The sequence below is a fragment of the Serratia sp. JSRIV006 genome (assembly GCF_019968685.1).
In the GTDB taxonomy this organism is placed as follows: Bacteria; Pseudomonadota; Gammaproteobacteria; order Enterobacterales; family Enterobacteriaceae; genus Chania; species Chania fonticola_B.
In genome coordinates, this window is the sequence record NZ_CP074137.1 from 1,174,080 (window position 1) to 1,199,313 (window position 25,234).

General features: G+C 54.6%; 20 protein-coding genes. 7 read left to right on the forward strand and 13 right to left on the reverse strand.

From position 1 onward, the window contains the following. Positions 1-163 precede the first annotated feature (163 nt). From KGP16_RS05290 to speD, 4 genes are read left to right on the forward strand one after another with little or no spacing between them, the layout of a single operon-like run. Complete coding sequence (locus KGP16_RS05290; RefSeq protein WP_371822706.1) at positions 164-2,185, forward strand: TonB-dependent receptor; 2,022 nt, start codon at positions 164-166, stop codon at positions 2,183-2,185. Positions 2,186-2,237: 52 nt separating this feature from the next. Next, the gene (locus KGP16_RS05295; protein WP_223500918.1) at positions 2,238-4,466 is read left to right on the forward strand and encodes a condensation domain-containing protein; all 2,229 of its coding nucleotides are present in this window, start codon (positions 2,238-2,240) and stop codon (positions 4,464-4,466) included. After that, positions 4,463-5,602, forward strand: a complete 1,140-nt coding sequence (locus tag KGP16_RS05300) for a YncE family protein (RefSeq protein WP_223500919.1) — start codon at positions 4,463-4,465, stop codon at positions 5,600-5,602. Before KGP16_RS05295 ends, KGP16_RS05300 begins: the two co-directional genes overlap by 4 nt. Before the next feature lie 36 nt (positions 5,603-5,638). Beyond that, positions 5,639-6,412: an adenosylmethionine decarboxylase gene (gene speD, locus KGP16_RS05305; protein ID WP_094983009.1), complete on the forward strand. Its 774-nt coding sequence runs from the start codon at positions 5,639-5,641 to the stop codon at positions 6,410-6,412. Positions 6,413-6,473: 61 nt separating this feature from the next. On the opposite strand, the gene KGP16_RS05310 is transcribed toward speD, so the two are convergent. From KGP16_RS05310 to KGP16_RS05360, 11 genes are all read right to left on the reverse strand, one after another. After that, a complete protein-coding gene (locus KGP16_RS05310) occupies positions 6,474-7,016 on the reverse strand; it encodes a fimbrial protein (RefSeq protein ID WP_209528233.1) in 543 nt (180 codons plus the stop codon). Between the two features lie 13 nt (positions 7,017-7,029). Beyond that, positions 7,030-8,148, reverse strand: coding sequence for a fimbrial protein (locus KGP16_RS05315; protein ID WP_223500921.1), 1,119 nt, complete (start codon positions 8,146-8,148; stop codon positions 7,030-7,032). Between the two features lie 29 nt (positions 8,149-8,177). Then, positions 8,178-10,736: a fimbria/pilus outer membrane usher protein gene (locus tag KGP16_RS05320; protein WP_094983011.1), complete on the reverse strand. Its 2,559-nt coding sequence runs from the start codon at positions 10,734-10,736 to the stop codon at positions 8,178-8,180. A 49-nt stretch (positions 10,737-10,785) separates the two neighbouring features. After that, positions 10,786-11,571, reverse strand: coding sequence for a molecular chaperone (locus tag KGP16_RS05325; protein WP_094983012.1), 786 nt, complete (start codon positions 11,569-11,571; stop codon positions 10,786-10,788). Between the two features lie 18 nt (positions 11,572-11,589). Beyond that, entirely contained in the window at positions 11,590-12,168 is a 579-nt protein-coding gene (locus KGP16_RS05330; protein ID WP_094983013.1) for a fimbrial protein, read from the reverse strand. A 125-nt stretch (positions 12,169-12,293) separates the two neighbouring features. After that, complete coding sequence (locus KGP16_RS05335) at positions 12,294-12,749, reverse strand: helix-turn-helix domain-containing protein (RefSeq protein WP_051363696.1); 456 nt, start codon at positions 12,747-12,749, stop codon at positions 12,294-12,296. A gap of 573 nt (positions 12,750-13,322) precedes the next feature. After that, positions 13,323-15,518: a TonB-dependent siderophore receptor gene (locus KGP16_RS05340; protein ID WP_166734218.1), complete on the reverse strand. Its 2,196-nt coding sequence runs from the start codon at positions 15,516-15,518 to the stop codon at positions 13,323-13,325. Positions 15,519-15,540: 22 nt separating this feature from the next. Next, a complete protein-coding gene (locus KGP16_RS05345) occupies positions 15,541-16,866 on the reverse strand; it encodes a lysine N(6)-hydroxylase/L-ornithine N(5)-oxygenase family protein (RefSeq protein WP_094983015.1) in 1,326 nt (441 codons plus the stop codon). Further along, positions 16,863-18,611: an IucA/IucC family siderophore biosynthesis protein gene (iucC, locus tag KGP16_RS05350; RefSeq protein WP_094983016.1), complete on the reverse strand. Its 1,749-nt coding sequence runs from the start codon at positions 18,609-18,611 to the stop codon at positions 16,863-16,865. The genes KGP16_RS05345 and iucC overlap by 4 nt, the downstream gene beginning before the upstream one ends. Continuing rightward, entirely contained in the window at positions 18,608-19,558 is a 951-nt protein-coding gene (locus KGP16_RS05355; protein WP_094983017.1) for a GNAT family N-acetyltransferase, read from the reverse strand. The genes iucC and KGP16_RS05355 overlap by 4 nt, the downstream gene beginning before the upstream one ends. After that, complete coding sequence (locus KGP16_RS05360) at positions 19,555-21,285, reverse strand: IucA/IucC family siderophore biosynthesis protein (protein WP_223500923.1); 1,731 nt, start codon at positions 21,283-21,285, stop codon at positions 19,555-19,557. Before KGP16_RS05360 ends, KGP16_RS05355 begins: the two co-directional genes overlap by 4 nt. 133 nt (positions 21,286-21,418) lie before the next feature. Here KGP16_RS05360 and KGP16_RS05365 point away from each other — a divergent pair, with 133 nt between their 5' ends. After that, entirely contained in the window at positions 21,419-22,645 is a 1,227-nt protein-coding gene (locus KGP16_RS05365; protein WP_223500925.1) for an MFS transporter, read from the forward strand. A 1-nt stretch (position 22,646) separates the two neighbouring features. Next, positions 22,647-23,525 carry a siderophore-interacting protein gene (locus KGP16_RS05370; protein ID WP_179249125.1) on the forward strand — a complete coding sequence of 293 codons (879 nt, stop codon included), beginning with the start codon at positions 22,647-22,649 and terminating at the stop codon, positions 23,523-23,525. On the opposite strand, the gene KGP16_RS05375 is transcribed toward KGP16_RS05370, so the two are convergent. Beyond that, positions 23,522-23,812, reverse strand: a complete 291-nt coding sequence (locus KGP16_RS05375) for a type II toxin-antitoxin system RelE/ParE family toxin (RefSeq protein WP_021805609.1) — start codon at positions 23,810-23,812, stop codon at positions 23,522-23,524. The two genes, KGP16_RS05370 and KGP16_RS05375, sit on opposite strands and share 4 nt — an antisense overlap. After that, positions 23,800-24,078: a CopG family ribbon-helix-helix protein gene (locus tag KGP16_RS05380; RefSeq protein WP_021181943.1), complete on the reverse strand. Its 279-nt coding sequence runs from the start codon at positions 24,076-24,078 to the stop codon at positions 23,800-23,802. The genes KGP16_RS05375 and KGP16_RS05380 overlap by 13 nt, the downstream gene beginning before the upstream one ends. Positions 24,079-24,244: 166 nt before the next feature. Between KGP16_RS05380 and KGP16_RS05385 the strand changes: the two genes are divergently transcribed. Further along, on the forward strand, positions 24,245-25,084 hold the full coding sequence (locus tag KGP16_RS05385; RefSeq protein WP_021181942.1) for a MurR/RpiR family transcriptional regulator: 840 nt from the start codon (positions 24,245-24,247) through the stop codon (positions 25,082-25,084). Positions 25,085-25,234 lie beyond the last annotated feature (150 nt).

Sequence of the window (25,234 nt, forward strand, 5' to 3'; positions counted from 1 at the left end):
TAAAGACCAGTTATTAAGCAGTGTGTTCTTTGTCGCTCAGTTGAAAAACTAATAATTCAGTGTGCATTTGGCAAAGGAGATATCAATGAGCGAACTAAAGGGTTATAAAAAACGCCCGATTTCATTATGTAATGGGCCCCAACGCATTTCTGAAAAATATCATATGCCCTCCGTTATTCTGGGGTTATGTGTTTTCGCCGCAGCGGATGCTATTGCTGCCGATGATGCCCCAATACGCAATGAGAATAATGAGCCTGAAACCATTATTGTTACCGGGGAAAAGGTAAGACGCACTATTTACGATACCGGATCCAGTATTGAGGTGTTTGACGATGCACGGATCGATTCACTGCCCGGTGCAACGCAGGTATCCGATTTATTAAAAATGACGGCCAACGTCCTGGATACGGGCATTGGTAACGATATTCCCACCATTCGCGGTATTGATGGCTCAGGGCCCGCCACGGGGGCCAACGCTTTCCTCAGCGGTACCCGGCCACGCATGAACCTCTCGCTCGATGGGCGTTCCCTGACCTACAACGAACTGGCCGTCGGGCCGCAATCCCTGTGGGATATGCAACGGGTCGAAGTATACCGGGGGCCGCAAAACTACATTCAGGGGCGTAATGCGATTGCCGGTGCGGTGGTGATGAGCAGCAAGGATCCGACGTTTGACTGGACTTCGGCGGTCAGGGCCGGGGGCGGAAATCAGGATTCTACCCAGGCCTCTGCCATGCTATCGGGGCCGATTGTTGAGGACCAATTGGCGTTTCGCCTGAGTGCCGACCGCCAGCGGCGGGAGAGTTTTGTCGATCTGATTTCCTACGAGCCGGTGGGTAACCCGCGCGAAATCGAAGTGACCAACATCCGTGGGAAGCTGTTGTATAACCCTGCCGGGCTACGCGATCTCACCACTAAACTGTCGATAAATCACTATGAAAGCCAGGCACCGCAGAATGAAGCACTAAGCCCGGCCAACCACGCCAGTTCCCGTTTTGACCGGCGTCGCCCAGTCGTTGAGACCCAATCCACCAGTGGCATTTGGGATATTGCCTGGGAACCGTCGGAGCAGTTAAGCGTCCAGAACAAGTTTATTTATACCGATTTCAGTAACCATCGCCGTACCGCAGAAGCGCTGCCGTGGGCCGACATTGAAGGTAAAGAGTTCCAAATGGAGCCGCTGGTGCTTTTCGGCACACCAAACGATCGTTGGCGTGGCCTGGTGGGTGCGCGTTACTTCCATGCGTCGCAGGATGAGTTTGTGAATCTTTTCCCTGGCGGTAGCCCGTTCAAGGATAAAACAGATACCTACGCCGCCTTTGGCGAATTGACCTGGGCCGTGTTGCCACATATCGATATTACCGCCGCCAGCCGGGTGGAAAGAGAGCACCGTCAACGTAAGGGTGGCAAGGCGCGTAAGGTCGATTTTGATGAAACCTGGGATGTGTTCCTGCCCAAGCTGGATGTTGCGTGGAAGCCTTCATCGCGGCAAACCTTTGGTGCCAAGGTGGCTCGCGGCTATAACGGCGGCGGTGCTGGGATGACGTTTTCCGCCCCCTTGATCAACTATACCTACGATCCTGAATATGTCTGGAACTATGAGCTGTATAGCCGCCATGGCATTGAAGATCTTGATCTCGAGGTGATCACCAACCTGTTTTATAACGACTATAAAGACATGCAACTGCCGTATTATCTGGATTCCACTATGAACTCAATGATGATCCGCAATGCAGATAAGGTCGAAACCTATGGCGCTGAACTTGGGGCTATCTGGAAACCGACGGGGAATTTTGAGCTGAATAGCTCAGTAGGGTTATTAAAAACCAAAATCAAGAAATTCTCCGACAGCAGAATCGATGGTCATGAATTACCGCGCGCTCCGGCTGTCACCGCCAATATGGGGGCGAAATATAATCTTATGCCGGGGTTGGAGTTAAGCGGTAATGTGACGCTTTCCGATACCTATTATTCCCAGTACGACAACGATCCACGCGGGAAAATCCCTTCCAGAGTGATTGCCAATATGCAGTTGGCTTACACCTTCAAGCAGGGGCGCGTCAGCGTGTTTGCACAAAACCTGTTTGATTCTGATAAACGCGTCATGGTGATGAATAACGACGTTTCTACCGCGGTTATTCAGCGGCCACGCCTGGTTGGCGCCGTCGTCCAACTGGATTTCTAAGGCCATCTATCGCCAATCAAAGGTGCAGCAGTTTTTTGCCTGGGAGGAAAATGTGAACACTAGTTTTAGCGAGTTCAGCGCTGAAGAAGATGCTGCCAGCGAGTTTGAGCAGCAGGCCTGGTTCGAACACCAGCAACAGCTACATGGGGAAGGCCAACAGGTGTGGGCCTGGCAGTTAACCGGTGCAGTGGATTATGGCCGCTTGGTCAACGCACTGGAACAAGCCCAACGGCAGTTGCCAGGTATCAACGTCCGTTACGTTTATGGTGAGAACGGGCTGATGCGCAGCAACAATCCATGTTCACCGCCTGCGGTGACCATCCAAACGATCCGCCATCCCCAGGAAGCTATTGACGCCCTGTTAAGCGCCAAAGCGATACCTTTTGACCTGGAGCAGGCTCCGCCGCTGCGCTTTATGCTGTTTTCCGGCGACAGGGGCGGCATGCTGGGGATGGTGGTGCATCACATTCTGTCAGCATCACTGGAGTGGCAGGATATACCGCAAAAGGTCAGTGCACTGTACCAGCAACAAGTTGCCTCGCCCTCATCTGAGCCATTCATTATGGAGCAATTGCCGCTGCCAGATTGTTCCGCTCGGCAGACCTCGGTGGAGGTCTTGGCGAGGGAGGTGGATTCCCCTGTCACGCAGGGATCTGATGCGGCAATACGGCAACATATCCTGCAAGCCTTCCGCGAGGCGCTCGCCGTGCCCACGATGGGGGAACATGATGATTTCTTCGATTTCGGCGGGCACTCGCTGATTGCCACGCGAATTATTGGCCGCTTGAAGAGCCAGCAGCATCTTGAAATCAATATCAACGATCTCTTCAGCTACCCCAGCGCGGCTCAACTGGCTCGCTATGCCTATATCGCTAATAACGTGGCCGCTTCGCCGGGTAAGCAAGCGGAGAATTTGGCCTCGCTAAGCCCGCAGGCTCCGTTATCGCTGGCACAACGGTCATTGTGGAAAATCTATCAGGCGTTAGGCTGCGGCGAGGCTTTCAATATTCCCTTTGCGCTGCGCTTTCTCGACCCGATTGATGAAGGGCTTTTCTTCCAGGCCTTCCAGGATATTTTGCTGCGTCATCCGGCTTTGCGCACCCTGTTTGTCGACATTTCCGGCGAGGTTTATCAGCAGATCGTTCCGCCGGAGATGCTCTCTCAGTACGAATGGTTCTGGCATTCGCAGTCTCAGGATGTGCCGCTGGATCAGGCGCTACAGCGCGCAGCCAGCCACCACTTTGAGCTCGACGATGAGTTACCGGTACGAATCACTTTCCTGCGGGATGAGGAAAATGGTCAACAGGTGGTTTCGCTCTTGTTCCACCATATTGTGTTGGACGAATGGTCGGTGAATATCCTGATGGATGAATTGGCTCTGGCGATGGCAAGCCGTTCCGCCGGATCGGCACCGGAGTGGCCGCAGACACCGGCACCGTTCCACGCGTTCGCAATCCAACAGCAACAGGCCGGGGTCAACGATCGACATCTGCAGTTCTGGCTGGAACGTTTGCACCATGCGCCGTCTGGGGCGTCGATTTTCGCCAGCGAAGCGCAACAGGCCGATGCGGCTTCTCACTCCGGCAACTGGGTTGAGTTCAAGTTGGAGCACGCTGTCTCCACCGGGCTTTACCGCCTGGCGAAACAGCAGGGCGCCTCACTGTTTAACGTGGTATACAGCGGAATTGCTGCGGCGCTCCATCTGCTGGGTGGTGCGAAAGATCTGGTCATTGGCACCTCGGCATCTGGCCGTAACGACGCGCAATTTTTCGATACCATCGGTTACTTCACCACCGTCGTCGCCCATCGGATCGGTTTTGCCGACGGTATCACGCTGAACGCGCTGATCGATGACGTAAAGCGGCAGATAAATGATTCACTGCCTTTCAGCGACATCCCGATCGATCTGGTCGAAGAAGGGCTGTTTGGCGATCGGGCGCCGCACGGTAGCCATATGTTTGAGGTCTTCATTCAGCTTCATGCCAAAAATAAGCTTAACGGAGCGTTTAGCTTGGGCGCGGGCCAGCAGATCCGCTTTCGCCAGATCGATCCTGAGAAATCAGAATCGGTGCTGGGGTTGCAGTTTGAGGTGATGGAAGAGCAAATCGACGGCGAGCCTTCTGTGCGCGTCATGTTGAGCTACCGCTCTGACCGCTATTCATGCGATCAGGTCCAGCAGATCGTCCAAACGACACGTCAGGTGTTTGCCGCTATGGCCGATTCCGTCGGTCAACCGGCGCTACGGCTTGATGCGCTACGCCATAACAGGGGGGGATTATGAAGCAGGAACCGTTGGACGATATTCAGCGCATCTATCCGGCCAAAACCCTGGTAGAGCTGGTTTATAGCGCCTCACAGCAGGCTTTGTTTGTCAGCTCTCCCGATTGGGAGGATGAGCGGCAATCCCGTGTACTGCGGATAAATCCGCAAACCCTGGCCGTTGAGAAGGAGATCCCGTTACAGGTCAAAGGGTTTGGCGTGGCGCTGGACGATCGCCGCGGGCATCTTTACCTCTCACAGGGGTTTAACGGCACCGTCGCCGTAGTGGATATTGCCACCAATCGGTCGATCGCCACCATTGCGTTGATGCAGGAGATTGCTTTCCATCAGCTGTATCAACGGGAGGGGATTGTCGGCGAGCGTCAGGCTTTTTTATTACGGGAATTGGCGCGCTTTGGCGTGAGTGAAGGCTTCCCATGGAAGCTGCGGGAGCTGGTTTTCGATCCACGTAGTGAGCGCCTGTTCTTGCCAGGGCTGGGGCTGGGTATCGATAGCGTGCTGTTTGTGGTGGATACCCGCAAGCGTCAGCTGGAGAAGATTATTCACGGTTTCGGCTATAACGTGGTGGGCATCACGCTGGATGAAACGGGGCGCCGCGTCTTCGTTTCTAACATGCAAGGTCAGCTGTTTGTGGTGGACCCAGACAGCTTGGCGGTTGCTTCCCAATGGGAGATTGAAGTCGATCAACTGCTTAATATGGTCTATGACCCACAGCAAAACCGGATCTTCGGTGTCGATCAGGGCATTGACCGCAGCGATTGGCGTAACAATCATCTGGAACGTGAATATGTTGCCCGTAGCGCGGGTCATCAGGTCTTCGTTCTGAACGCCGACAATGGCGACGTTATCGCATGTATGGCAACGGATGAAGTGCCTATCGGCCTGGCATGGGATAGCGAGCGGCAAAGGCTGTACGTCGCCAATCGCAAAGGAATTCGCGTGGATATTGGCGAAGGCACGCTAACGGTATTTGATACAGCCCGCTATTGCCTGCTGCAGACCCTACCTATGGCTCCGCATCCCAACAGCCTGGCGTTTGGTGAGGATAAGCAGTGCCTGTTTATCACCGTCAAAAATGATGAAACCATGATTAAGGCCGGGCTGCCGGAATGTGTTGCCCGTATGCCATTGTGGTAGTGGCCGCAGGTGAAGGGATAAGGGAGGTGAAGTCAATTGCCAAGGCTCAAGCTGCATGGATTCAATAATCTGACCAAGAGTCTGAGTTTTTGTATCTACGATATTTGTTACGCCGAGACGGTAGCCGAGCGCGACGGCTATATCGCTTATATAGACGAGCAATATAATGCCAGCCGTCTGACCGAGATCCTGGTGGAAACCTGTTCGCTGATTGGGGCCAACGTGCTGAGCGTTGCCCGCCAGGACTATGAGCCGCAAGGTGCCAGCGTGACTATTCTCGCCAGTGAGGAGCCGGTCAAGCCAAATGGCGTCAAGCTTCCCCAGCCAGAGTCCGTCGTGGCGCATTTGGACAAAAGCCATATCTGTGTTCATACCTACCCGGAAAGTCACCCTGGGTGTGGGGTTTGCACCTTTCGTGCCGATATCGACGTCTCGACCTGTGGGGTGATTTCGCCGCTGAAAGCCCTCAACTACCTGATCCAGCAGTTGGAGTCAGATATTGTGACGATCGATTACCGGGTCAGAGGTTTTACCCGGGATGTGTATGGGGTGAAACATTACATCGATCATGAGATCACTTCGATCCAAAACTTCATTTCGCCAGAGATAAAGTCGCTATATCAGCTGGTGGATGTGAACGTTTATCAGGAAAATATCTTCCATACCAAGATGTTGCTAAAAGCGTTCGATTTGCATGATTACCTGTTCAGTACCAGGTTGCACAGCCTCAGCGAGGCCCGACAACTGGAGATCAGCAAGCTGTTGTGTAAAGAGATGCAGGAGATTTACTCTGGACGAAATATGCCGTAGACGGGGGGATGCCTGCTAACGGACAAGCGCAGGCATCAATTTGCTTAGTGCACTGAAGAAATCAGTCATAGCTGATATTAAACAGTACCGCACTCTTCACTTTTCCGGGGGTTGCGCGCCCGGTTGCATAATACTCATAGCCGATATCACATTGGCTGCGGTTATTGGTAATAACGGCACAGCCAACGCGTGGGGCAGTGCGTAAATCCAGCGGCTTGTCATTCATCAGCAGCCTGATTTCGACGTTTTCGGCCTCGCCGTTCAGCGTATTGACCAGATTGCCGGTATCCGAACTGACCGTCGGCCCATTTCCCAGCGTAATATAGGGCGTGTAGCCATTGGTACAATGCACCCCGCCGATATGGATACTGCCTAGCGAACGGCCATAAGTCATACCGGCTGCGCGTAGGCTCCCCGCCGAGACCTGCGGCATCATCCAGTCGTAGTCCTTGTGTTCTTGCCCCTCGACGCTGTCAAAATAACAGGTCGCGAGCTTGATGGAACCAGTAACGTTCAGTATGCCAGTAGAGGCGGCTTCAACGCTGTTGCCGCAGCAAATCAGCACCAGCAGAGACAGTATTCTCTGCGTATTCGTTATCTTCATTCTCCACTCCCGGTTATTGGTAAGTGATCATAAACTCTATTTGGGCATCTGCCCTGCCCGCCCGGATGGGGGTTGAGGTTTGAACATAAGTCGCCTTGACGCCCAGGCTGTAATCGCTGCCGCGGTCCTCAAGGAAGGTAATGTAATTTGCCAGATTGATGCTCTGGTTGAATTTGGCCCATTGGTAGTTGCCACTTTCCTGCCTCAAGCTCAGTTGGACACCTACCCCTGAGGCTGCGTCACTGGCGGTGGTGTTCAGTTTCGAGATCCCGCGTTCGGCATCAATAAATCCGTTGCGCGGCGTCAGCTTGAGGCTGATAACATTGGGCTTGAACACGCCGTAAGAGGTTGAACCATAGAAAGCGGGGCAACCCGATAGCACAATCTGAGTCTCGGCGCTGCCTGCCGTGCTGCCGATACCGTTGAACTCATCAGGATAGTGCTCCCCGAGCGGCAGGTAATAATTGTTGCCAACGTTGCAGGTTGCCGGGATCGCGGTCAGGTCGCCCACTATCCTCGCTTGTTGATAGACAAAGCTCTCACCATTGCCGTCGAATGAGGTTTTGAACCTAGGGAGATCGCTACTGCTAATAGTCCCGCTGCCGATGTTGGCGGCGATTTTAATCATTGCAATATTAAAACTGACTGCGGCATCGTCCTGACCGGTAAAGTTGAAAACGCTGTCGCTGCTGGGTGAAAAGAAGGCAGTAAGCCTACCAGGGAGCTGTAGATGGGCGCCGTTGTTACCATCGGGGGTACCTTGCCACAGGGCTACCCCGACGCCAGAAATATTGGTATTGAACACGGTGGGAAACGTCGCGTCACGGTAACTGGATTGGCCATGGGGGGCACTGATTACGGTGTTAACCAGATCATAAACCCCCGCGCGGCACAGCAGACTGGCACCGTTGCCATTGGTCTGGATACGTTGGGAATAGATGACACTGCCGATGGGAAGATCCTCCCCCACGGTAACATAGCCGCCGATGGTCAACCGGGTATCAAGGGGAGCTTTGACAGCAGAGGAACTATCCCAATCACAACCCGCACTTGCTGCGAGCGCATTCTGCGCATACAGGCCGCCGCAGAGCATCAGTGATATCGCTATTGCTGAGGCGAATATTCTTTTCATGTTGTTTCTCAATTCGTGTGGGCCGTTTGTCATTGGCAGACTCCTTGGATCAACTGTCTGCTGTCTTCAGCGGTGCTTGGCTGCAGCGAATAGTGGATGCTGCAATGCTCTGCCTGACTATCCCCCCATCTCACTTGCAACACGCCTTTCAGGTCGAGATCGCGAGCCACCACCAGGCTGGCCTGGCCGACAACCCCCACGGCGTTGTTCTGCGCATCATAGACGTTGGCAGCGAAGGGCAGTGGGCTACCGTCCGGTCGCTTGGCTCTGATGTAGGTCACCTTGCCGCGTTTGGTTTCATAATCAAGCAGGACCACGGCACCGGCGCGGGGGGCCGTGGTATTGCGGGTAGACAGCAACTCTACGTCCTGTGAACTGCCCTTGGGATCGATATCGACCTGATTGAGATAATAGGGCCGCAGGTAAGGGACGATGGCATAGCCAAAACGGTCGATCTGAACGCCCGGAGCGCTGGTAACGAGAGCGCCTTCAGCACCAGGCGCCCGCACCAGACCGCCTGTTTCGCCAAGTGATTGCCCTAAAGTGATACCGCCACGGTGGGCCACCAGGGCACCATCCATGCTTGCTGAAACCTGCCGGTTTCCCTGCCCATAGCTATAGTTTGCGCCCATATGGGCAAGGGTTGAGCGGTAGCCAATGCCACCGTTGAAAAAGTTGCTATTGCCTTCGGTATTACGGCTGGTGCTGACGACATAGTTAAACTGATTCTGTTCACCCATATTGCCCGACAGGCCAATCAGGCCAGTGTTCCCCTTATCGTCGGTAGTGCCGGTAGCATTGAGCGTTGGCGCATGGAGGTTCGAGCCTAGCGGTAACGAGAGCGTCAACGCGTATTGGGTTTCCCGCCGATCCGGCGTTCTCTCTTCTGTATTTCCTGTGAGTTGCCCGCTTAGCGTTCGGTTGACCGAGAGGGTATAGCTGAGATTGTGCCAGAAATTGCTATAGCCTAGCTGTAGGCTCTGTTGCGAACGACTCTGGTTCCAGTAAGAGGTATGATTGCCGGTGGCATACAGGCTTCCCCAGCCTTCTCCCAGTTGCTGGTTGACCGAAAGCGTAAACAGGCTGCGTTGACGTCCATAGGCATCGACATTTCCATTACGCAGGGCCAGATCGCGCAGCTGCACAGCGTCATTCAAGCTCAGGAAACCGTCGGTTGAGTAACGATAAGCGGCCACTGAGAAGCTGGTTTGTGTTTCTGGATACATCTGGCTGAAGCCGATACGATAGCTTTGCCCTGAACGCGGGTGCTGGCCGGGCAACCGGGTTTTCGCCTGGGTGACATCGAATGAGAGGGCGCCGATAAACGTGTTCATAGCGCCACCCAATAAGGCCGAAAGGTACCCTTTGCTGGCGGTCGCGCCGGTGTAGCCGGTAATGAAATTACTCAGGCCCAACTGGTAGGTCAGGCTGCCAAATTCAGGCTTGTTTGCCAACCCATCACTATTCACTTTACCTGCAGCCACTTCGTAGCGGCTTATCCCTGGCCGCAACATTTGAGTCACTGAAGCATAGGGAACCGTGAAGGATCTCACTTGGCCATTGGCCTCTTCTACTTGTACGGTCAATTCCCCTCCATAGCTGGTGGGGTAGAGATCGTCGATCTCGAAAGGCCCTGGAGATACCGTAGTGGTATAGAGCGTGTAACCATTCTGAGTAATGATCACTCTGGCGTTGGTATTGGCTATGCCACGTACTACGGGGGCGTAGCCACGTAGAGCGTCAGGTAGCATGCGGTCATCAGAATAAAGTCTGACCCCTCGGAAACGTATGCCGTCAAACAGTTCGCCACTGGTAAAGGCGTCACCCAGGATCAATTGAGATTGCAGCGCGGTAACATCGCGGCTGATATAGGAAGATGTGCTTTTGTAATCCCCGCCACTCTTTCCCGATGACCAATTGACGCTGCCGTTATTTCGCACGCGCCAAGGGCCGACGTTCAGACCGTTACGCAGCCCGAGATAGCCGTAGGTGTTGCTGTTTTCCCGCTGTCTTGACTGATAAACGTTGGCGTTGTAGTTCACTATCAAGGCGGTTAGGCCATCCTCCCAAAGCTCGGGATTGACATAGCCACGCGGAGTCCTGTTGAGTAGCAACTGCGGTATCGTCAGCGTCAGCTTTTGCTCGCCGATATCAAAGCTGACGGTGGCCCCGGGCAGGAGTTCACTGAGTGAACCGCAATAGCCCTCTTGCACTAATGGCGCCAATTGCACGGCAGGGATCTGAGCCAACAGTTTCTCTGCGCTCAAATTGAGCAACGAGAAGAAACTGCCCGGATAGCAGGGAAGGGTTTGCAGGTTATTGCCCGGCTGGGCCTTAAACTGGATTTTTTCATTGCCGATCCGCTGGCCATTAAGCTCGATCGCCACGGTGTAGATACCAGGAACAACGACGTTACTGCGGCTGAATTGGGCCGGATCGAATGTTCCGACCTTACCGCCAGGGAAAAAACTGGGGTCGAATGTCACTTCTTCCGGCGTGTCTGCCGCATAGCTGGAAGTGGCTGAAACCATGGCACATGAAAGAAACCACTTCAGCACGGTTTTTATTGTCGGTTTACACCTAGTCATAGCATCCTTGATGACTCAGATAAGCCAATACTTCTGAAAAAGGGTGATGTCAGCGGCCTAACGGGTATGTTTTTTCAATAAAAGCCCCATAGTCATTAATCGCCTTGGTGATTACGCTATTTGGTGGCGCCGCAATAACCTTGTTATCGCGTTTTAGTTGAAAGGTTTGCTCAGAGAAGGGGGCGATCATGCCGCCATCAGTGCCGGCTACCGAGGCGATGCCATAGCCAGATAATTGCACGGAGGCATAGCTGATATGGTATGGCGTGGGGTTTTTAGCGAGCAATTTTTCCCCTTGCCGTTGCCAACTCACCTTATCCATGGTTTCCAGTGACAGCCCTGGCAACGTGGAAGGGCGGTAAAATACCTTCAGGCGGTTGCGATAGGCGATGGAGAGGTAATTCTGATCCCCTTTCGACTGGGGAGGGACTTCAAGTACGTTGATCCAATATAGCGTCTCGCGGTCGGTGGCGTGGCTTACCAACGGCGTTGAGGTAATACGTAAGGTTTGCGTCTTGGCGGGCTCAACTCGTGAAACCGGTGGCATGATTATAAAAGGAACATCGCTGTCCTCAGGGGCTGAATTCGCATCGCCTGCATCTATCCAGGATTGAACCAATAGCGGAAAACGGCTTTTATTTTCCAGCTTCAGGGTGACTTCTTTGGCATCACTTGGGTAGATCACGCGCGTACCAGATATGACGATACCGGCATGCAAGGAGGAGGAAAAAAATCCGCTTAACAGCGATAGCAGTAGCCAATATTTTTTAATCAAGCGCATAACAATCTCGTCAGTATAGACGTGGCAAATATGGCCCTGTGGTAACAGAGCCATAACCTATTCAGTCAGGTTTTATTGATAAACGATGCTGTATTTAACCGTAGAGGCAACTTGGCCTGGGCCTGCCGCGCCACCCACAGCAACATACTGGCCAAAGTAGGTATATTCGGCAGTTTGATTGACGATGGTTTTCGGCGCATGGTTGTTATTGCCGGATACCAGGTTGATCGGGCTGTTGGTTTCGCCGTTCAGAATTTGTACCTGAACATTGGCCGCAGGATCGGTTGCTGAAGTATTTTTCAACCAACCAGTCGCATTATCGATAGCCGGGCTGGTTGGCTCAAAATACACTGAAGCAATCTTGCCGTCGGTGCAGTTTAAATCAGAAGGGCCACCCAGTCTGATGGTAAACGGCGCAGGCTTGGCTGTGGCACCGGCAAAGCTTAATTCACTGGCACTGACCGTTTCCAAAGGCACGTTCAGATCGACAGCACCATTTGGCGTCTGGTCGTTGATCAGGCAGGTTGCGTCAGTGACTTCACCGGTGAAATTGATATTACCACCCGCTACGGTGATGGCGGCAGAAGCCGGAACTGCGGCAAAGCCGCCGATAGCCAGTGAGAGAGCCACTACTAATGTGGTTTTTTTCATTGCATATGATCCTTGTTAATTATCCTTAAAATACTCTGAACGTTACATGGAGTAACAACAGAGCCGTCATTTCACTATGGCAGTGAAAATACTGTTCCCTTTTTTGGCGGTGATAAACAATCAAATCATATTTTTTTTATATACAGCGGAGTTACAGACGCCCCACGTAAGGTATATCCTTTTCCTCGCGAGCTTTTAATAAAGTCATCGGCGATACCAATTTTACTTAACCTCGCCCTAAGCTCGGAAATAACTTGGGTCAATCTGGTGGTTGAAGAGGAGAGGTTATAATTCTCCCAAACCTGTACCAGTAACTCCTGGTTGGAAACATAGCCACAGTTGGCGTGTGCCAATAGATATATCAGTAAGCGCAGCATTGTTTCACGCAGTTTTAGATAGTTGGTAAATCGGTCGTCACCATGCTGGTGGTACTCTATCGTGTTATAGAGTTTGATTACGGAACCCGATTTGATATCTACCTGATACTCATCATTGATGATGTAACCAAAAAGCAATAACCCACTCTCACTCGTCTTGGTGATTGGGGTTGCTACATATTTAATTTGAATCGTATCATCCATTATCAACTCCGCCGCATCCGCTGCTAAAACTGTCTGGCTCTGACTTCGTTAATTGGAACTGTCATTTCCACACATTGGCTTTATATATTATTGCCTGAAGACTTAATGTCAATTCATAAGAATAAAAAAATAACCGAAATAAAAAGAATTTAAATCTTTTTATTGGCTGTTTTTTGATATTTTCGTTTGTTTTTGTCTGTTTATTGGTTGTATTTTGATGTTTAATGTTATTACTGTAGGGAATTTAATGCATAAGCATAATATGCTGTTTTGGTGGCGTTATTGCCTATTGTTTTTGTTTTTTCTTTTAAAAGTCGCGGAGTGAAGTCAAGTTGAAATAGTCTGCGAAACTGACGGATTTTGTATTCGGAGGAATCCTAATGACTTTTTATCTTATATTTTATTCTTGCCATTCGCAAGTAGGATAAATCGCAATAATAACAGGTGTGTATAGATGTTGAACATATCTATGTTTTTTTATTTATGATTTTAGTATTGAAGGGGCTTGCAGCCTTTGTACGGATGAGAAGCAGGCCGAATAGAGGAATTCGGCCTGGTGATATCGGAGAGGTCTTAGAACAGCACTGAGTAGTTCAAACCAAAGGTGCGGCCACGGCCTTTATAGCTGTACAACTCCGGCGCGCCGTAGGTTGGGCTATACAGGATTGGCGCACGTTGGCCCCACACGGTGGTGTAGTCTTTGTCCAACAGGTTCTCTACGCTGAAGCTGACCTTGCCGACCGGCAGGGCATAGCTGCTGAGGACGTCAATGGTGTTATAGCCGTCGAGCTTGCGGCCCTGGCTGTCGGAAACGTCGAAGGTCTGCTGCGACTGCACGCGCACCGTCCAGTCACCCGGTGCCCAGTTGACGTAGGCGGTGGCTTTCGACGGGCTGGCGGTGTCGACGGTCAACTTCTCCCATTTGCCATCGGTCTTGGTTTCCGACTTGATCAGGTTGAAGGTGGCACCGGTGCTCCATTCGCTGTCGTCGAAGAAGTAGTCCACCGCGCCTTCCATGCCATAAATCCGACGTTTGTCAGCATTCATGTTGATGGTCATGTCGGTTTTGTTGATGGTGATGGTCTTGTCTGACAGGGAATAGTAGGCCGCAACCTGGGTACGCAGATTGTCGCCATTGTAGCGCCAGCCCAGCTCGTAGGAGTCAACCTTGATGCCGTCCAGCTTGGAGTCATTGACGTTGACACTTTTTTGCAGCTGATAGTGGCCATTCACCAGCTTATAGGTGCCGGAGCCGTAATACTTGGCCAGATCCGGGATCTCAAACCCTTGTGAGAAGTTGAACCAGGTCTGCTGGCGTTCTGTCAGATGGGCCAGCAAACCGGCGTTGAACAGCGCGTTATTGTAGTCGGTTTTACCGCCCGGCACGGCATCGGCAGAGGTCGCCAGGCCGTTGGCGATCCCTTGTTGCTGTGCGTAGCCAACAAAATCATCCACCTTGTTTTCGGTGTACTGGTAGCGCACGCCGCCGCTCAGGGTAAACATCGGATCGATGTCGTAGCTGGCCTGCATGAACGGTGCCAGATTGGTAGTGGTATAGCTCGGATAGCGGCCGACGTTGTAGGCATTTTGCAGCGTCATACCGCCAGACTGCTGGGCCTGCGCCAGATTGAAGAACTGCTGGTTGGCATTGAAGCTTTCATGGTCGGCATCAAAGCCGTAGGTCAGCGTCAGGCTATCGATCGGTTTGCTGTTCAGGGTCAGCTTGCCGCCGTAGAAGTCGGTTTTCTGTTGCGAAGCGCCGATGCTGGTTACCTTGCCGCCACTCAGGGTCGGGAACGGATAGAAGGTCAGCGATTCATCACGATAATACACCTGCGCCACCAGATCCTGGCCCCAGAAATCGGTGTTGGAGTATTGCAGGTTGATCAGATGGCGCTCGGTGCCTGGAATGCGATCCGAATCCAGATTGCCGCTGTTGTAGGCTTGCCCCTTGCCGGTCACCGCCGAGAAGTTTTGCCCCAGATACAGGCCGTGCTTACCGTCTGACTCACTGTTGAAATATTGCGTGGTCAGCTGCAACTGCTGGTGATCGTCGATGTTGATGGTGCCGGTGCCCATCAGGTCAATACGATCGGAATATTGCAGGCCGGTTTGGGTGTTGTCGATCAGCACCTCGTCGCCTTTGCCGTCATACCAGCCGCCGTAACGCTGATAGGAAACCGACAGGCGCCCGAAAGCCTTATCGGTGCCGCCGCTGACCGCTGCCGCCACGTTTTCATCGTGATCGCTGCTGCTGTTAAAGCCGGTTTTACCGCCAAGCTGCAGCTCAACCTGTTTTTCTTCCTGGCCCTTCTTGGTCACAATGTTGACCAGGCCACCGGTGCTGCCGCCGCCGTACAGCGAGGTAGCCCCGGAAATCACCTCAATATGGGCGATGTTGAACGGATCGATTGAATCTAGCTGGCGGCTGTCGCTGCGCGATGAGTTCAGGCGCACGCCGTCGATCATCACCATCATCGAGCGGCCACGCAGGTTCATGCCGTAGTTGGTACGGCCCTGGCTGCTGACGTCCATGCCCGGGATCAGCTGCGATAGCACATCCTTGATCTCTTTACCGCCCTGCACCTGCTGCTCAATTTCCTGGCCTTCGATCACCCAGGTGGTCTGGGCCATTTCCGCTACGCTGCGGTGAGAGCGGCTGGCGGAAACCACCAGTTGGTCATCATTTTTTTGTTCTTCTGCCCAGGCTGTTGGTGCGAGCATGGCCAACAGGCAAGGGTTTAGTACCCAGAGGTGTCTGCGTTTCATTGTTGTTCAAACGTTTCCATGGTTAGTTAAAGTTAAAGATGGCGTCGTGTGCAGTTTGGGCGGTGACCGCTGCCTGCTGGCTACGCCATTGGATCACAGCCGGGGTGGACGTTAAGTCGAACTGGTCGCGTCCTAATGCCCGGTTGAGAATACGGGCCGAACGCCAGGCCATCAGGCTGAGCTGGGGTTCGGCAATGCCATGACTGTGCATGCCGGCGTTGACGGCAAACAGACAGTTTTCGCTCGGACCCTGCCATTCCAGGGTGAAATCCGGCGTGATGCGATACTCATCGTTCGCCGTGGTCAACAGGCGATTGGCTAGCGGTGCGAGAAACGCCGGGCGGTCTTGCTGATAACCGGTGGCGAAGATCACCACGTCGCAGTCGAAGGTTTCCTTGCCCTGATCGAGATGGTGATGGGTGACCAACTGATAGCCATTGCCGGATGCGTGCATCGCGGCCAATGAACGGCTAGGCAGCAGGTGGGCCCAAGGCTTTTCACGTAACACTTCAAAGCGGTGATACATCGCCCGGTAAATCGCCAGCAGCGATCCGCTGGTGATGCCGTCCGACGTCATTTTCTGCTCGGTCAGCATGCGCTGTTTGGCGCTGTCGCTCAGGGTGTAGAAGCTTTCTACATATTCTGGCGTGAAGTATTCATTGGCGAAGGCGGCCTCATCCAGCGCGTTGTAATTGTTGCGGCGCGAGATCCAGTTCAACTGCTTGGGCTGGCCCCACTCGGCGCGGAAAATATTCAAAAACAGATCGGCACCGCTTTGGCCGCCGCCGATAACGGTGACGCGTTTGCCGGTAAGATCCGGGTTACGCAGGCTCATTTCGCTGGCATGGAAGCAGCGATCGTTCTGCTCGCTGACGCAGTCCGGCAGCTTGGGGCGTTTGCCTATCCCCAAGCAGAGATGGCGAGCCCGGTAGACATCACGCTGGGTGGTGACAACAAATTGGCGTTGCTGGTCGTCAAAATCCACGCTGCGGATATCTTGGCTGAACTCGAGCGTCTCCAGCCCGTTAGCCGCCCAATCGAGATAGTCGGCGAACTCTTCGCGGGAGACCGTGCGCTGCTCGGTGGTCAGGAAACGGTAGAACTTCTTCCTTTTCACCAGGTAGTTGAGAAAGCTGTACGGGTTGGTCGGCGAAACCGCGCTGACCAGATCCTTGAGGAAACTGGTCTGCATATGGCAGTCCGGCACCATCATGCCCGGGTGCCAGGAGAAGTGCGGTTTGCGTTCGAAAAACTTGCTGTTAAAGCCGGTAACCTCACTGCCAAGTGCGGCAATGCTCAGATTGAATGGGCCGACGCCGATGCCGATGAAATCCAGAGGCTGATTCATTGGGCAAACTCCTTGGAGACCAAATAAAGAGGGTTATCCAGATCTTGCAGATAGTTCGGCAACATGCGGCTGCCGCCATCCTGCTCTGAATAGGTGAGTTTCACCGGGTTGAGTACCACGCGAATAATCTGTGGTTTGAAAAGGTCGAACAGGGCAAAGCGGTCGGCCAGCTGCGGATGCTGCGCCATATAGCGCTCCAGCACCTGTGCCAGCACTTGATAGAAACGCGGTTCGCTTATGCCGCAGCCGCTCATCAGCGGCGAAATAAAACGCAGCACGGTGACGAAGTGCCCGGTTTGCAGGTCATGGATCAGATAGTCGGCAGGCAGGCGCACCGTGACGTCTTTTACCACCTGCGGCAGTGAAGAGGCCTGTGGGAAGTCCTGATCTACCAGGCGCATATCGCCCTGGAAATCTTTTAGCAGCACGCGTTGCGGCACATGGTCTTTCATCACTAATGTGATGTTCTGGCCGTGGGCGATCAGCGCCACCCCGTAGCAGCACATCAGGTGGTACATCGGCAGCACTACCGCCTGGAACATCTGCGCTAGCCACGCCTCTGCGCTCAGGCCAGAACGGGCGATGTAGGCGGCGATCAGTGGTTCACCCTGATTGTCGGTTTCCATCAGCGTTGCCATCAGGATCGCCTGTTCGCCCGGTTGCAGATAACAGGACGGATTTTCACGCCAGATCACCCCGAGCATTTCCTGATAACGGTACGGGGCCTTGGGCAGCGCTCCGTAGGTTGGGTGGGCCAGATAGCCGGCCGCCGGTTCACCCAGGATCTGGGCGCCGCTGGCCTGCAAGGTGCTGTCACTGGCGAAAATCTGCTGTAACCAGCGTGAAGCCGCAGGCCCGGCGCTGATGTACTTGCCCGGAATGCCGCGATAGCAGGAGGTGTTGTAAATGGTCAGCGGCAGCTTGATATCGAAGGGCACCCGGCGGCTGGTATTGGTCAAAGTGCGCAGGGACTGCTGAGCCAGATAGCGATCGCCAAACTCGCCCAGCTCAACCAGTTCACCGCTGGCCAGTTGTGGCAGGAAATGCAGCGCAATTTTTTGCTGCCATTGCCATGGGTGCAGCGGCACCGGCAGCCAGTCGTTGTTCAACTTCAGGTCGTGCCAACGGCGGTCAAAGCGCTGGCGTTCCACGCTGTCCATCGCGCTGTTGAGCAAGTTTTCTAGCGGGAAGTCCTCGTCAATGCACCAGACAAAGCTGCTGCGTTTGGCGGCCACCCAGTGCAGCTGGAACTGGCCCTGATATTCTGGCGCATATTGTTGCAGCGCCGTCAGCCCCCAGCCACGGCGCCCCTTGTTGAAGACGAACTTCGGGTGGCCTGCCAGCAGGCATTGCAGCGCGTCGGCATCCAGCGCAATCAGATCGTTGGCGCTCATCCCGTGGCGAGCGGTGAGTAACTGCATGTCACCGCGTAGCGTGGCATACAAATCTTCCAAATGTTCGGCGATCTGTGCGTCGTCCATCTTCAGCACCTGCGCCAGCTGCCGCAGCGTTTGATCGGCGGCCAGCGGCAGGCGATCGCAGCTCAGGCTGTTGGCGTCGATGTGCAACCAACCCCAGATCCCGCGTTTGGCGTTAAAGCTGTAAGTCGCGTCACCGAGGGCTATTTGCCATTGGCCGCCGTGTTCCTCGGCCTGCAAGGTGCGCTCGTACTCCAGTTCCGCCAGGATTTTTGCGGTCATCTGCAGGTTAACGCGTTGCCAATCGGCGTAATCGTGGCGGCTCATACCTGTCCCTCACGGAAGAAGTCATCACGCTGGTTCACGATCAGCCGTGAACGCTTATGGGGGAAATCAAACTCTTTCAGCGTGTGGTAGCCAGCAGTGGGCAGATGGCGGAACAGCCGCTGATTGTCTGCGCGTGGCTCGGCCACGACGCGAGTGGTGCGGGGTTCATCCAGGTATAAATAGTGGGTCAGGCCACGTAGCCAGCTGCGGATGTACTGCGCGCCACGCCAGTCCTCTTCACCGACCAGCATGTGCAGGCCGCGATCGAACGGCTGCCAGCGATAGTGGCGGCCAATGCGATCTTCGGGTGCCCAGTAAACTTCGAAATAGCCAAACGGCTGGTCGTCAAAGCAGCCCAGCAGCGGGTAGCAATAGCTGGAATCTAGCTGGCGCTGTAAATAGGCGGCCTGAACCTCGAGCGGACCGCTCATTTCCCAGAAGGCGTCAACACGGGGGGAGTTCATCCAACGGGTGAACTGCTCGGCGTCGCGTTCCACTTCGGGCAAACGGAAACTCAAGCTGCGCTTGATTTGTGGATCGTAGCGGCGATAAACCTCACCGCTGGGTCTGGCAGGGCGCTGCGGGAACCACAGCTCGCGCTCGGCGTCGTATTGCATCTGGCCGCCAGCGGTTTGGCGTTCAGCGATCAGCCACAGCGGCAACTGATAGAAGGTTTCACGGGCCAGGTAATCACCGCAGGCCTGGGCGAACAGTGCCAGAGCCTGTGGTTCCTCGCGCCATTCGGCATAGGGCAGGGCAATGCCGCTCAGCTGTGGAGCCGCGATCAGCAACTGATCCAATGCCTGGATCAACCAGCCTGCCGGTAGTGAGCCTGGATAATGCAACGCAGCGCTGCCGTCCAATCCCAGGCTAAGGGACAGGTTTTTCCCCAGCAGTTCGCAGCGGAATCCGCTGGTGGCGTGAACAATCTTGGCAACGGGCATCATTGGGCGGCCTCCACGCGCAGCGGATTGGTGAAATCAAAGTAGATCACCGCCGGATCGACAATGGTGTTCTCATTGTGATCGTGCAGATAGCAGAAGAAGTTGCCCTTGCAGTTCCAATGTTGGCTGTCGAGCACATAGTCCAGGCAGCGGGTATTTTTCGCCGTGTTACGCAGCGTGGTTAACGCATCCCGTACTCGTCTCATCAGGCTCTCTTCACTGTCGAACCCTGCTGCCGCCATTGCGGCGGTCACGGCCAACGTAGAATTCACCAGCAGGTAGTAAGGGAAGTAGCGCAACAGCTGCTGCTCGCTAAAGCGGTTCTCCGCTTCGGCTTCGCCGATTTCATCCAACCAAGGCGTGGCATCGCGGGTAAAGCCGCTGCCCTGGCAATCGCGGTACAGCATGCCCACCGGCAAGTCTTGCTGCATTTCCACCAGAATGTTTTGCTGATGGGCCAGCAACACCAGGCCGTAGTCGGCTTCGGCGCTGAACAGCGGTAGCAGCACCTGCTGGCAGTAAGCTTCCAGCCAGCAATGGGCGGCCTGCTGCAACGGTAAGTTCAGGCGGGCAGCCAGGCGGCGCACTGCCGCGGCTAACAGGCTATCGCCACCGTCTGGCGCTGCCTGTGTCAGGGTAACCAACACGTTGGTTTGATTCTGTGCCTGGCCGAACAGCAGGTTATCGCGCAGCGCCATCAGGCTCTCTTCCTGGATCGTGCCGTCTGCGGAACGTAACCCGGCCCAGCCATCTTCCTGCATCACACGCATCGTTGGATAACGAGCTTGCAACTCCTGCCAGCGGGAGGTCTGTGCCAGGCGTGCCAGACGCATGCCACGCTTCACTTCTTTGACCGACAGGGTACGCACCGAGTTGGTTAGCCGTACGCTAAGGGAAAACTTGATCATGTCGCGGCTGCCCGCGTGATACAGCGAACGTGAAGAGCTGGTTGGCAGCCAACGCTCACCGGCCTCACCCAGATCGCTCAGCTTGTGCTGTTCGACCAACTCGCGGCACCAGCTTTGTGCCAGCAGATAATCGGCCTGCCACGGATGCATCGGCAGCAGCCAGACGTCATCGGTAAAATGGCCTAACAACTGCGGCGCGCTTTCTGCGGCAAAGCGCTGCAGGCGCTGCTGTAACGTTAGATCCAGGCTGTCACCACACAGGTGGTGTTTATCTACCGCAAACCAGCGTAGGGGGAAGCTGCCTGCGAAATCTGGCAGATAGCGCTGTGCCTGCTGCTGATCGAAGGGCTCATGGGATTTCGGAGCCGGGTGGAAGGCATGGCCAGCTAATAACCCCTGTTCTGCCTGGGCAAAGTTCAGCGGCTGGTCACGTAGCTTTGGCCAGTCCAGCCGGATGGCGATCGCCTGTTGGGTATTGTCATGACTTTCCAGCACTCGCTGGCGAAAGCGTGCCAAAACCTCCTCACCCAGATGGCCTTTTATCGCCGGTTTGGCCAGCAACAACGTAACCAACCGCTCAAAACTCAGCGCTTCACCGTTGCCATTCAGGCTGGCGGGGAACTGATATTGATGATGTTGGGTTGGCGAGATGTGCCGTAATGGAATGCGAATGAACTGGCTATCCGAAAGTGGGAGATGTAGCTGAGGTTGTTGGCTATCGGTTGCCGGAACGATGTGCCAGTCCCGGGTTTCACGCATTAGTGCGTTGAGGAAACATTGCGCTGCCACATCGGTTGCTGCGCTTGCTAACTGGATGGTCATGACCCTTGTCACTCTGGAGCGATTGAGAATGATTCTTATATCAATAGTTCTTATTATTATCAATCACCGCATGATACAATTTTTTGATTAATCACACATAAAAACATCATTTTTTTAACGGTTATTTTACTTAATGCGCTTATTTTCGGGTTCAAAAATCGTTGCAATTGGTAATGATTCTCCTTCAAACTGGCCGCTGGCGTTTTGTGCCGGGCTATTGGGCATTGGGCAAAATGGCTTGCTGGTCGCCTTACCCGTGTTGGTCAGCCTGACCCAGCTCTCGCTGTCGGTGTGGGCTGGCTTGCTGACGCTGGGATCGATGTTATTTCTGGTCGGCTCTCCCTGGTGGGGGCGACAGGCAGAAATTCGCGGCTGTAAATACGTGGTGCTTATGGCCCTGGCCGGTTACCTGCTCAGCTTTGCGTTATTGGCCTTGGCCGTGTGGGGGCTGGCTGCTGGCTGGCTGCCTGAAATGGCGGGGCTGGGTGGCTTGATTGTGGCGCGCATTATCTACGGCCTGACGGTATCGGGCATGGTGCCCGCCAGCCAGACTTGGGCGCTGCAACGCGCTGGGTATGAACAACGTATGGCGGCGTTGGCCACTATCAGTTCCGGCCTGAGCTGTGGCCGGTTGCTTGGCCCGCTGTGTGCGGCCCTGGCGCTGTCTTTGCACCCGATGGCTCCGCTGTGGTTGATGGCGATTGCGCCGTTGATCGCGCTGTTGGTGATCTGCCGCCAGCATAACGATCCTCCGCTGCCTGCTGTGGCACATCAGCAAAACCGCCTGCGGCTGACGATGATGCCCTATTTATTGTGTGCGTTGCTGCTGGCGGGCTGTGTCAGCCTGATGCAGTTGGGCTTGGCTCCGCATTTGCAGCAGCTGTTCAGTCATTCGGCGACGACCGTCAGCCACCATGTGGCGGTATTGCTCAGCGTGGCGGCAGGTTGCACGTTGTTGGCGCAGTTTTTGGTGGTGCGACCGCAGCGCCTTACTCCGCCGCAGCTACTGATGGTTGCCGCTTGGTTGATGATCGCTGGCTTGGGGCTGATGTGTACCGCTCCGCTGGCGCTGTTTTATCTTGGCTGTGCGCTGGCTTCGTTTGGGGCCGCGATGGCGACGCCGGGCTATCAACTGATGCTGAACGATAAGTTATCTACCGGCAAAGGGGCGGGAGCGATCGCCACCAGCCATACGCTGGGCTACGGCGCGAGCGCGCTGATGGTGCCGGTGGTGAGTAAATTTTACGGTGAGTCGCAGTTGGTGGCGGCGGCACTGGTAGCCGCCGTCCTGTTGGGCGGCATTAGCAGCTGGCTATGGTGCCAGCATCGAATGGCAGACATTGCACGGGAGAGTGAGTGATATGTCCGCAAGCTATCGCATCTTTGATCTTACCTTGAAGCACAAGGAAAACGTTTCTCCCTCGCTGCTGCGCTGCGTGTTTACCGGCCCAGAGGTCCAGCGCATGAAGTTGGAAGCCCCGGATCAGCGGATCAAGCTGTTGTTCCCGGTAGCGGAAGGGCCGATCCAGCCGTTGGCGAATAGCGACGATTGGTACCGTAACTACATGGCGATACCGAAGGAGCAACGGCCCGTGATGCGTACCTACACGTTGCGGGCATTGCGTGCTGCTGAGAATGAAATGGACGTGGAGTTCGTGCTCCATGGCATTAATGGCCCGGCCTCTGCCTGGGCAACGCATGCCGTTGCGGGAGATAAACTGCAGGCTGTAGCGCCGAATGCCGATTTTGCTGAGGACAGCGGCGGCTATGAGTGGGCCCCTCCGGCGCAAACCCGGCAGGCGCTGCTGATCGCCGATGAAACGGCACTGCCGGCGGCGATGGGTATCCTCGAGCAGTTGGCGCAGCAGGTTAACCCGCCGCGTGTGCAGGCTTTCTTCGAAGTGCCGGTAGCGGGGGACTGCCTCGATATGGCGCACTTTCCGTTTGCCGAGGTTTACTGGCTGCCACGGGACGTTGGGCATCAGCAACTGCATGGCACGCTGCTGGTGGAGGCGGTGCGTCAGCGAGTTAACATCCCTGCCTCGGCACGGGCTGAAGCGCAGTCTCTGGCTGAAAACAGCCTCGGCGGGGATTTGCTGTGGGAGCGTGCCGAAGGGGCTAAGACCTTTTACGCCTGGGTGGCTGCTGAGTCTTCGGTGGTGAAAACGTTGCGACGTTACCTGATTGGCGAACGCGATCTGGACCGTTCCACGGTGAACTTTATGGCGTACTGGTGCTAGTAACCCGCTTCAAGCTGATGGCGCACCGCCAAGAGCACGGCGACTGTGCCATCAAAGTGATACAGTACCACGTAGCCGCTGCTGCCAAATTCAATAGGCCATTCGCGGTATTGGTGAGGCATCTCCTCCACCGGACGACCTACCTGTGGTTGTAGAGCCAGAATTTTTACGCTACGGCGGATCTTGCTGATAGCGCGCTTTGCCGTGTCGCTATCCTTTTCTGCCAAAAAAAGGTATAGCCGTTGCACATCAGCTAATGCCGCTGGTGACCATTTTAATTGTGACACTCCGGGATCTCCGTATCATCGCCTTTTTCCAGATTAGCCAGCCAGTTATCGGCTTCTTCCTGGGTTAGATGTTTACCATCAGCTTGATAGGTTTCCCATGCTCGCAATGCATCATTGCGTAGCGCTTCGCGTTTTTCTTCACGCTCGACATATTCCCGGATCGCTTCACGCATAATCCAATGAGCTGTACGCTGGCGTGCTAGGGCAATTTGCTGCACACGTAGCTTAAGTTCTTCATCGATTTTAATTGACGTCGCGGTAGCCATAAGTCGTCCTCAGTCGTGAAAGGTAATACCTTTGGCTACTATAAATTCTTTTATACTCCATTGTCTAGTTTTTGAGCATGCATGACTATCCAAATTTCAACGCTGGCAGCCGCTTTGGCTGCTGTGCTATGTTCCGCTGAAACAAAAGTTACAGCGGAACATGGCAATGAAACAGATTGATGAGCGCCTGCGCAGCGAATATCCGCAATTGGCCCCTCAAGAGCAGCGGGTGGCCGACTTTATCTTCGATCACTTTGACGACCTGATTAGCTATAACAGCACCGAGTTGGCGCGCCTGAGCGGGGTGTCCAAGGCCACGGTCAGCCGTTTGTTCAAACGCCTGGGCTATGCCAGCTATCGCGCAATGCGTGACGAGCTGCGCACCCTGCGCCAAAGCGGTATGCCATTGACCGAGAACCGTGACGCGGTGCAGGGCAATACCTTGCTGGCTCGCCATTACCAGCAGGAAATGGCCAATCTGACGCACTGGGTGCAGCAGATTGATGCGGCACAGTTTGGCGCGGTGATCGCGGCCATGGGGCAATCCCGGCGGCTGCTGCTGTTGGGGATGCGCAACAGTTATCCCGTCGCGATGCATTTGCGCCAGCAACTGATGCAGGTACGTGAGCAGGTTTTGTTAATACCGCAGCCGGGCCAGACCTTGGCCGAAGATCTGGTGGATCTGGGGCCACAGGATATGGTGGTGGTAGTCGCGTTTCGCCGCCGTCCACGCCTGGCGCGAGAGATATTGCAACAGTTGCAGATCAAGCAGGTGCCAACGTTATTGATCTGCGAACCACAGGCCCAGGCGCTGATCCCGTTGGCTAGCTGGCATTTGATGACGCCGCTCGATAGCGTCTCGGCGTTTGACAGTTACTCCAGCGCCATGAGCCTGGCGAGCCTGCTGAGCAATGCGTTGCTGCATGACAGGTTGTCGCAAGGGCGGCAGCGTATTCATCAGGTCGCCAATCTGTTCAGCGATCTGGAGGAGTTGGAGCAGCGCTGAAGCGTTGGTTTTCACGCGGCTAAACGGGTGCTGCATGCTGCGTCTATTGATTCTTTAGTTGCAGATAAATAATTTAAGAATCTTTTGTTTCATCCTTTCTCGCTTGACGATAATCTAGCAATAACAAAAAACCGGCCGGTCGCAGACGTA

Bases quoted from the DNA above. Each gene is read 5' to 3' on its own strand.
- KGP16_RS05290 (WP_371822706.1), top strand. From the start codon at position 164: ATGCCCTCCGTTATTCTGGGGTTATGTGTTTTCGCCGCAGCGGATGCT.
- KGP16_RS05300 (WP_223500919.1), top strand. From the start codon at position 4,463: ATGAAGCAGGAACCGTTGGACGATATTCAGCGCATCTATCCGGCCAAA.
- KGP16_RS05310 (WP_209528233.1), bottom strand. From the start codon at position 7,016: ATGAAGATAACGAATACGCAGAGAATACTGTCTCTGCTGGTGCTGATT.
- KGP16_RS05315 (WP_223500921.1), bottom strand. From the start codon at position 8,148: ATGAAAAGAATATTCGCCTCAGCAATAGCGATATCACTGATGCTCTGC.
- KGP16_RS05320 (WP_094983011.1), bottom strand. From the start codon at position 10,736: ATGACTAGGTGTAAACCGACAATAAAAACCGTGCTGAAGTGGTTTCTT.
- KGP16_RS05325 (WP_094983012.1), bottom strand. From the start codon at position 11,571: ATGGCTCTGTTACCACAGGGCCATATTTGCCACGTCTATACTGACGAG.
- KGP16_RS05330 (WP_094983013.1), bottom strand. From the start codon at position 12,168: ATGAAAAAAACCACATTAGTAGTGGCTCTCTCACTGGCTATCGGCGGC.
- KGP16_RS05335 (WP_051363696.1), bottom strand. From the start codon at position 12,749: ATGGATGATACGATTCAAATTAAATATGTAGCAACCCCAATCACCAAG.
- KGP16_RS05340 (WP_166734218.1), bottom strand. From the start codon at position 15,518: ATGAAACGCAGACACCTCTGGGTACTAAACCCTTGCCTGTTGGCCATG.
- KGP16_RS05345 (WP_094983015.1), bottom strand. From the start codon at position 16,866: ATGAATCAGCCTCTGGATTTCATCGGCATCGGCGTCGGCCCATTCAAT.
- iucC (WP_094983016.1), bottom strand. From the start codon at position 18,611: ATGAGCCGCCACGATTACGCCGATTGGCAACGCGTTAACCTGCAGATG.
- KGP16_RS05355 (WP_094983017.1), bottom strand. From the start codon at position 19,558: ATGATGCCCGTTGCCAAGATTGTTCACGCCACCAGCGGATTCCGCTGC.
- KGP16_RS05360 (WP_223500923.1), bottom strand. From the start codon at position 21,285: ATGACCATCCAGTTAGCAAGCGCAGCAACCGATGTGGCAGCGCAATGT.
- KGP16_RS05365 (WP_223500925.1), top strand. From the start codon at position 21,419: ATGCGCTTATTTTCGGGTTCAAAAATCGTTGCAATTGGTAATGATTCT.
- KGP16_RS05370 (WP_179249125.1), top strand. From the start codon at position 22,647: ATGTCCGCAAGCTATCGCATCTTTGATCTTACCTTGAAGCACAAGGAA.
- KGP16_RS05380 (WP_021181943.1), bottom strand. From the start codon at position 24,078: ATGGCTACCGCGACGTCAATTAAAATCGATGAAGAACTTAAGCTACGT.
- KGP16_RS05385 (WP_021181942.1), top strand. From the start codon at position 24,245: ATGAAACAGATTGATGAGCGCCTGCGCAGCGAATATCCGCAATTGGCC.